Origin of the sequence: Longimicrobium sp., assembly GCF_036387355.1 — a bacterium.
Taxonomy (GTDB): domain Bacteria; phylum Gemmatimonadota; class Gemmatimonadetes; order Longimicrobiales; family Longimicrobiaceae; genus Longimicrobium.
Genome location: NZ_DASVTX010000094.1, coordinates 22157 through 29515, shown reverse-complemented (window position 1 = coordinate 29515; position 7359 = coordinate 22157). Strand labels below are relative to the sequence as shown.

Genomic DNA, 7359 nt, shown 5'->3' with positions numbered 1-7359 from the left:
ATCGCCGCCCGCCGCCGCGCCGCGCGCCTGGCCCAGGACCCTCAGGAGCGGCTCGCGCTGGCGCGCAGCATCATGAGGGGTTCGGACGGCACGCCGCGCGACGGCGAGCCGGCCGCGACACGTTCGGGCGTGGGTTCCGGCCCGGCCGTGGACGACTTTCTCCGCCACAAGCGTGAAGACCTGCGGCTGGAGCAGGAGCGGGAGGAGCGCCGATGGGCCGGACGCTAGTCTTTGATTCATCGGCCCTCATCGCCGTGCTGGAGGAGGAGCCGGGCGGCGCTGAGGCGGGTGCCCTGCTTGCGGATCGCGGGAACGAGTGCGTCGTGCACGCGGTCAACGTGGTGGAGGTCTACTACGACATGCTCCGGCGTGGGGGGCGGCCGCGGGCGCAGCGTGCCCTCCGCGCCCTGCACGCGCTCGGTTTGACGCGGGACCGGCGAATGAATGCGCACTTCGTGAAGCAGGTAGCAACGCTCAAGTCGGCCAGGAAAGTTTCCCTGGCCGATTGCTTTTGCATCGCCCTCACGGTTTCCGTCAAAGGCGAGATGATCACCGCGGACCGCCACGAGATGGCGGCCATCGCGGCCGACGGCGTCTGCCGCGTCCGGTTCATCCGCTGAGCGCTTGCGGTGCGTGCATGGGGCGCGCTACCGTTGTTCAGCCCACCCCATCTGTTCCGGACTCAGTTTCCGGCGCGCGGACGTCTCTCCTCCGCGCCGGCACGCGCCGCCGCCGCGCCCGACGCAAACCAGATCCGCCCACTCGCTCCGCCCTGAATCCCTTCCGTCCCATGCGCATTCGATCCACTCTGCTGCTGGCCTTCACCCTGGCCTCGGCGCCGCTCGCCGCGCAGGAGCCTGAGCGCCCCTCGCTCCCCCGCGGCGCCGATACCAACGACTGGGAGGCGTACTTTGAAGCGGGCGAGGCCCGGTTCATCCAGTTCCCGCGGGAGGCGACCGCCGCGTTCTACTGGGCGTCGAGGCTGGACCCCACCCGCGCGGAACCGATCTTTGCGCGCTGGGCGTCGTTCTTTGCCGTGGACGACGGCACGTTCGAGTCGTATCTGCGCGAAGAGGAGTTCGTGATGCGCCGTTCGGCGACCATCGCCAACGACTCGCTGCTCACCCGGGCGTACTACCGCAACCCGTTCGTGCACCGCGGGCTGGAGGTGGGACTGTTCGTGCGCCTCGGACGGCGGCTCGCCTGGGACGGAGCCACGAATGCATTCGTGAACTACGGGCAGGGCGAATTCCAGCGCGCGGCGGCACAGTTCGGTCGGCTGGTGCGAGCCAACCCCGAGCGCAACGTGCGGCTGCGGCACTACCGCGCGCTGGCGCTGGTGGGCGCGCAGGAGCCGGACAGCGCGGCGGCGGAGATCCAGGAACTGCTGCAGGCACTGCGCTCGCGCGACGAGAGTTCAGTGCAGCGGATGTACGAAAGCAAGGCGCTGTGGGAGTACTCGCTCGGCATGCTGTACGAGCGGCAGAACCGTCCGGCGGACGCCGCCGCGGCGTACGAGCGCGCGCTGGTGGAAGACCTGGCCATGTATCCGGCCCACGCCGGCCTGGGCCGGCTGGCCATCGCCGCAAAGGACACCACGGCCGCCCTCTCTCACCTGTCGCAGGCCGTCGAAGCGGCGCCCGGCGATGCCGTGATCCACTACGATTACGGCAACGCCCTGCTGCAGGCACGCCGCCCCGAGGAGGCCCTGGCGGCGTACCGCCGCGCGCTGGAACTGGAGCCGTACTGGGCGCTGCCGTACGTGCGGGTGGGCCAGATGCACGACATGCTCGGCCGCGGCGCGGAGGCCCTTGTCGCGTATCGCGAGTACCTGAGCCGCGCGCCGCGCAATCAGGCGGAAACCATCACCCGCGTGCAGCAACGCATCGCTGCACTCGGCGGGTAGTTGCCTCGGCGGCACGTGATCAACTGGACGCCGGTTCCCTCGCGGAGCCGGCGTTCGTTGCGAGCGGGGAACTGCAGGGAATAGGGAATAGGGAATAGGGAATAGGTGGACTGAAACGGCAACTGCGTTCCCCGCAGAGACACGGAGATACGGAGAAGAAGACGCGACGGAAACTCCTGCTCGTTGCCTCTGCGGTTCTGCGTGATGCCCTTCTCCATGACCTCCGTGGCCTCTGTGAGAATCGGCTCTTGACGGTGCCGCCACCTCACAGACTGTCTCGCGCGCCCGCCCGGGCGTACATTCTCCCGCGACCCCCGCGCAGCATACACGAGACGAGCCGTGCACAATCCACCGGACATCCACCCCGCCCGGCCCATGCGGGTGGCGTACTTCACCGAGAGCCTGCTGCCCCACGTGGATGGCGTGTCGCGCACCCTGGCGCAGCTGTTCGGATTTCTGGAGCGGCAGGGCGTGGAGTTTCGCGTGTACTCGCCCTTTGTGCCGGGGCCCGAGGTGACGTGGAGCGGGCGGGTGCGGCCGGTAAAGTACGTGCGCTTTCCCCTGTATCCGGACTATCGCGTCAGCATCCCTTTCGGGCCGGGGATGGCGCGCGAGCTGGATGCCTGGGCGCCGGACCTGGTGCACCTGGTGAGCCCCACCCCCATGGCTTCGCGCGCGGCCGGATGGGCGGAAAAGCGCGGCATTCCCGTCGTCAGCAGCTTTCACACGCACTTCGTCTCGTACTTTCGCTACTACGGCGCGCCCCGGCTGGAGCCGTTCGGGTGGCGCATGCTGCGCCGCTTCTACGCGCGCTGCTGCAAGGTGTACGTGCCCTCGGAAAGCACCATCCGCGAACTGCACGAGCACGGCATCCGCAACACCGAGCCGTGGTCGCGGGGCATTGATCTGGCCCGCTTCTCGCCCGGACACCGCAGCGCGGAGTTGCGCCGCGCGGCCGGGGCGGATGACGAAACGCCCATCGTGCTGATGGTGAGCCGGCTGGTGAAGGAAAAAGACATGGCGGACCTGGTGCAGATGGAGCGTGTGCTGCAGGCGGGCGGAAACAAGCACCGCCTCGTGCTCGTAGGGGATGGGCCCATGCGCGGCGAGCTGGAAGCCGCACTCCCCGACGCGCACTTTGCCGGGCACCAGGGCGGCGACGACCTGGCCCGCTGGTACGCCTCCGGCGACGTGTTCGTCTTTCCGTCCACCACGGAAACGTTCGGCAACGTGGTGCTGGAGGCGCAGGCCTCCGGGCTGCCCACCGTCGTCGTGAACCGCGGCGGGCCGCCGGACCTGGTGCAGCCGGGCGAGACGGGGTTCATTGCCCGCGCCAACGATCCGCCGGACCTGGCCGCCCACGTGCAGCGCCTGCTGGCCGACCCCGCCGAGCGTGCGCGCATGGGTGCCGCCGCCCGCGACGCGGCCCGCGCGCGCGACTGGGCCGTCATCAACGGCCGGCTGCTGCAAAGCTACGCGCAGGTCATCCGCGACCACCCCTCGCCCCCCCGACGATGAAGCCCGAGGCCGGCCCGCAGGCGTCCTCCCCCGGAACCATCTCCCGCACGCTGGACCGGGTGCTGCGCACGGCGCTGTTCCTGGTGCCCTTCGGCGTGCTGGGCAACCTGGCGCTCTCGTGGTTCGCCACCGACCACGACGTGCTGCGCAACCTGGGGTCGCTGGACCGGCGCTACCTGTATCTCGCCATCCTGCTGGCGCTCTTTCCCTGGGTCACCAACACCCTGCGGCTGCTGATCTGGGCGCGCTTCATCGGGCACCGCGTCAGCTTCAGGGACATGTTTCGCGTCACCCTGGGGGCGGAACTCACCTCGTCCGTCTTTCCCACCTCATCCGGCGGCGAGGTCTTTCGCTGGGGGATGATGGTGCAGAAGGGGATTCCGCAGGGGCACGCGGCCTCCATCGTCACGCTGGGCTACCTGGAAGACATGATGTTCTTCGCGGTGGCCATCCCCACCTCCATCATCGTGTCGCAGGCGTGGGAGCTCCCCGTGCTGCGCGCGGTGGGGCGGCAGATGCGGGGGCAGGCGCTGGGGGTCATCGGCATCGTCGTGGTCGCGCTGCTCCTGCTGTGGCTGCTGGGGCGGATGATGATGGCCGGGCGGCTGGGCGAGGGGCTGCGGCGGCGTGCGCTGCGCATCACTGGCAAGTTCAAGCGGCGGATGCGCAAGACGGCGCACGACTTCCGCGGCGTGTACCGGCTGGTGATCCGCCGGGGCAAGAGCCGGTTCGCGCTCACGGTGCTCATCACGGCCGTGCAGTGGGCCTGCCGCTACTCGGTCGTGACCGCGCTGGCGTACTTTCTGGGCGCGCGGGTGGACCCCGTGCTCTTTTTCCTGCTGCAGTGGGTCATCTTTACGCTCATGATCTTCATCCCCACGCCCGGAGCGTCGGGCGGGGCGGAGGCGGCGTTCTACCTGGTGTACGGCGCGCTGATGCCGGCGGGGCTCATCGGCATCGCCACCGCGGGGTGGAGGATGCTCACCTTCTACCTGAGCCTGGCGCTGGGATCCATCATCTTCCTGATCTTCAACATCGCGGACGCGCGCACGCGGCGGCTGCGCAGGCAGGCGGTTTCGGACGGCGGCTAACTGCCAGATTAACAACGGGTTAACCTGCATGCGGCCCGGTCTGTACCCTCGACAAAACCTTCGCGCGAGGTTAGATTGGGAGCATGAAAACCGCGATCGATCTCAGCAAGACGGCGGCGCTTTTCGAGGCGCCCACGCAGTCTCCACTCCGGAGCCTGCGGACGGACCGCGTGCGCCTTGGAATGGGCGAAGCGAAGCCGCAGCGCGAGACGCTGCGGCAGCTGACGGACGAGGAGCTGTTCCAGCGCTATACGGAAGGCGATCAGGCCGGCTTCCGGGTGCTGGTGGAACGATATGAGCCGCGCATTCAGGGCTTTCTGCGCAAGCGGCTGAACGACGAGGAGCGCGTGGCGGACCTTACGCAGGACACTTTCCTGCGCATTCACCGCGCGCGTGAAAGCTACGATCCGGCGCGCAAGTTCTCGACGTGGATCCACACGATCGCGAACAACCTGCTCAAGAACGAGTTCCGCAACCGCTCGCGGCGGCGGGAGACGGCGTTCTCGGAGCTCCGCCCCGACGCCAGCGCGTCCGGCGCGGCGGCGCGCCCGGTGGAGTTCGCCAGCGGCGGCGCCGACCCCTCGCGCGAGGCGTACCGCAGCGAGCTGCGCAAGGCCATCGACGTGGCGATTGAGCGGATGGACGAGCACCACCGCATTCCGTTCGTGATGCGCGAGGTGGAAGACCGCACCTACGAGGAGATCGCCGAGGAGATCGGCATTCCGGTGGGCACGGTCAAGAGCCGCCTGAACCGGGCGCGGAACTCGTTCCGCATGCTGCTCCCGGTCCCGGTGTGACCTGATCGCCTGGTCTGACGTCCAGAAGCCCGCTTCGACTCCGGTCGGAGCGGGCTTCTTCGTGTCCGCGGGCGAAAGAACTTCAACCCCCTCTCACGGAGTGCACCGAGTTTCACGGAGGTCACGGTACGGATCGAGGACGGGTGCCGTACCGTGACCTCCGTGCGGCCTCCGTGAACTCCGTGGGAGACGCGGTTCTCTGTTTCGGATTCAGGGACGCACACCCTTGACGTCACGACGCGGACGGGATAGACTCGCAGATGGATTTTAGAGCCGCTTAAAACTGGATTTTGAATCGTGCTGGGATACGGGACGCGGTGGATGGTGCTGGCGGGGCTCCTGGCGGTGCTGGCGGGGTGTGCGCCGCCGGAGCACAAGGAGGCGGCCGGCCGGCTGAACGTGGTCACCACGGTGGGGATGATCGCCGACGTGGTGCGCGAGGTGGGCGGGCCGCACGTGCACGTCACCGGCCTCATGGGCCCGGGCGTGGACCCGCACCTGTACAAGGCCAGCGAGGGCGACGTGCGCCGCCTGTACCGCGCGGACGTGGTGTTCTATGGCGGGCTGCACCTGGAGGCGCGCATGGCCGAGGTGCTGGAAGAGATGGGGACGCGCACCACCGTGGTCGCCGTCACGGACTCGGTGCCGCGCTCGCTGCTGCGCCGCCCCGCCGCCTTTGCCGGCAACTACGATCCGCACGTGTGGTTCGACGTGCGCATGTGGGAAACCACCGTGGGCGTCATCGCCGCCACGCTGTCCAGGGCGGACCCGGCGCACGCGGCGGAGTACCGGAGCCGCGCGGCCGCGTATCGCCTTCGCCTGGCGGAGCTGGACCGCTACGTGCGCCGGCAGGCCGCCCGCGTTCCCGCCGAAAAGCGCGTGCTGATCACCGCGCACGACGCCTTCAACTACTTCGGGCGCGCGTACGGCTTCGAAGTGCGCGGGCTGCAGGGCATCAGCACCGCGGCCGAGGCGGGGACGGCGGACGTGCAGGAACTGGCGGACTTCATCGCCCGGCGGCGCATTCCCGCCGTGTTCGTGGAAACGTCCATCGCCCCGCGGACCATCCAGGCGGTGCAGGAAGCGGTGCAGGCCCGCGGCTTTGCGGTGCGCATCGGCGGGTCGCTGTACTCCGACGCGCTGGGCAGCCCCGGCAGCGAGGCCGCCACCTATCCCGGCATGGTCAAGCACAACATCGACACCATCGTGGACGCGCTGCTGCGCGACCCTCAAGGAGCACGCCCGTGAACGACGACACCCCCGCCATCGAGGTCAACGACCTTACGGTGGCGTACCGCGAGAAGCCCGTGCTGTGGGACGTGGACCTCACCGTGCCCCGCGGCGTGCTGATGGCCATCGTGGGCCCCAACGGCGCCGGCAAGTCCACGCTCATCAAGGCGATGCTCGGCCTCGTACGCGCGGCGGCGGGAGAGGTGCTGGTGCACGGCCGCCCGTACGCGGAGCAACGGCGGCAGGTGGCCTACGTGCCCCAGCGCGGCAGCGTGGACTGGGACTTTCCCACCAGCGTGCTGGACGTGGTGATGATGGGGTGCTACGGCCAGCTGGGATGGCTGCGGCGGCCGGGAAAGCGCGAGCGCGAATCGGCCATGGCGGCGTTGGGGCAGGTGGCCATGCAGGACTTTGCCGACCGGCAGATTTCGCAGCTGTCCGGCGGGCAGCAGCAGCGGGTGTTCCTGGCCCGCGCGCTGGTGCAGAACGCCGGGCTTTACCTGATGGACGAGCCGTTCCAGGGGGTGGACGCCAAGACGGAGCGCGCCATCGTCAGCGTGCTGCAGCAGTTGCGGGCGGATGGAAAGACGGTGGTCGTGGTCCATCACGACCTGGAGACCGTGCCGGAGTACTTTGATTCCGTGCTGCTGCTGAACGTGCGCCGCATCGCCTCCGGCCCCGTGGGCGAGGTGTTTACGGAAGAGAACCTGCGGCTGACGTACGGCGGGCGCGCCCCGCTGCTGCAGCGTTCCGCCGTGCGCGGCCCGCGTCTGCTGGACGACACGGACCCCGTCACGCACATGGCCGCGGATTGAGC

At 69.2% G+C, this 7359-nt stretch carries 8 protein-coding genes; all 8 read left to right on the top strand.

Annotation, left to right across the window (positions count from 1 at the left end; all coding sequences use genetic code 11):
- The coding region (locus VF665_RS04570; protein WP_331052230.1) for a hypothetical protein at positions 1-228 on the top strand (228 nt) is incomplete at its 5' end.
- Positions 213-620, top strand: coding sequence for a PIN domain-containing protein (locus tag VF665_RS04565; RefSeq protein WP_331052229.1), 408 nt, complete (start codon positions 213-215; stop codon positions 618-620). The genes VF665_RS04570 and VF665_RS04565, both read left to right, overlap by 16 nt.
- Positions 621-790: 170 nt before the next feature.
- Positions 791-1906, top strand: a complete 1116-nt coding sequence (locus tag VF665_RS04560; RefSeq protein ID WP_331052228.1) for a tetratricopeptide repeat protein — start codon at positions 791-793, stop codon at positions 1904-1906.
- A gap of 339 nt (positions 1907-2245) precedes the next feature.
- A complete protein-coding gene (locus VF665_RS04555) occupies positions 2246-3424 on the top strand; it encodes a glycosyltransferase family 1 protein (protein ID WP_331052227.1) in 1179 nt (392 codons plus the stop codon).
- Entirely contained in the window at positions 3421-4515 is a 1095-nt protein-coding gene (locus tag VF665_RS04550; protein WP_331052226.1) for a lysylphosphatidylglycerol synthase transmembrane domain-containing protein, read from the top strand. The genes VF665_RS04555 and VF665_RS04550 overlap by 4 nt, the downstream gene beginning before the upstream one ends.
- 83 nt (positions 4516-4598) lie before the next feature.
- On the top strand, positions 4599-5312 hold the full coding sequence (locus tag VF665_RS04545) for an RNA polymerase sigma factor (RefSeq protein ID WP_331052225.1): 714 nt from the start codon (positions 4599-4601) through the stop codon (positions 5310-5312).
- Between the two features lie 321 nt (positions 5313-5633).
- Positions 5634-6560, top strand: a complete 927-nt coding sequence (locus VF665_RS04540) for a metal ABC transporter solute-binding protein, Zn/Mn family (RefSeq protein WP_414678146.1) — start codon at positions 5634-5636, stop codon at positions 6558-6560.
- Positions 6557-7357, top strand: a complete 801-nt coding sequence (locus VF665_RS04535) for a metal ABC transporter ATP-binding protein (protein WP_331052223.1) — start codon at positions 6557-6559, stop codon at positions 7355-7357. The genes VF665_RS04540 and VF665_RS04535 overlap by 4 nt, the downstream gene beginning before the upstream one ends.
- Positions 7358-7359: the final 2 nt, after the last annotated feature.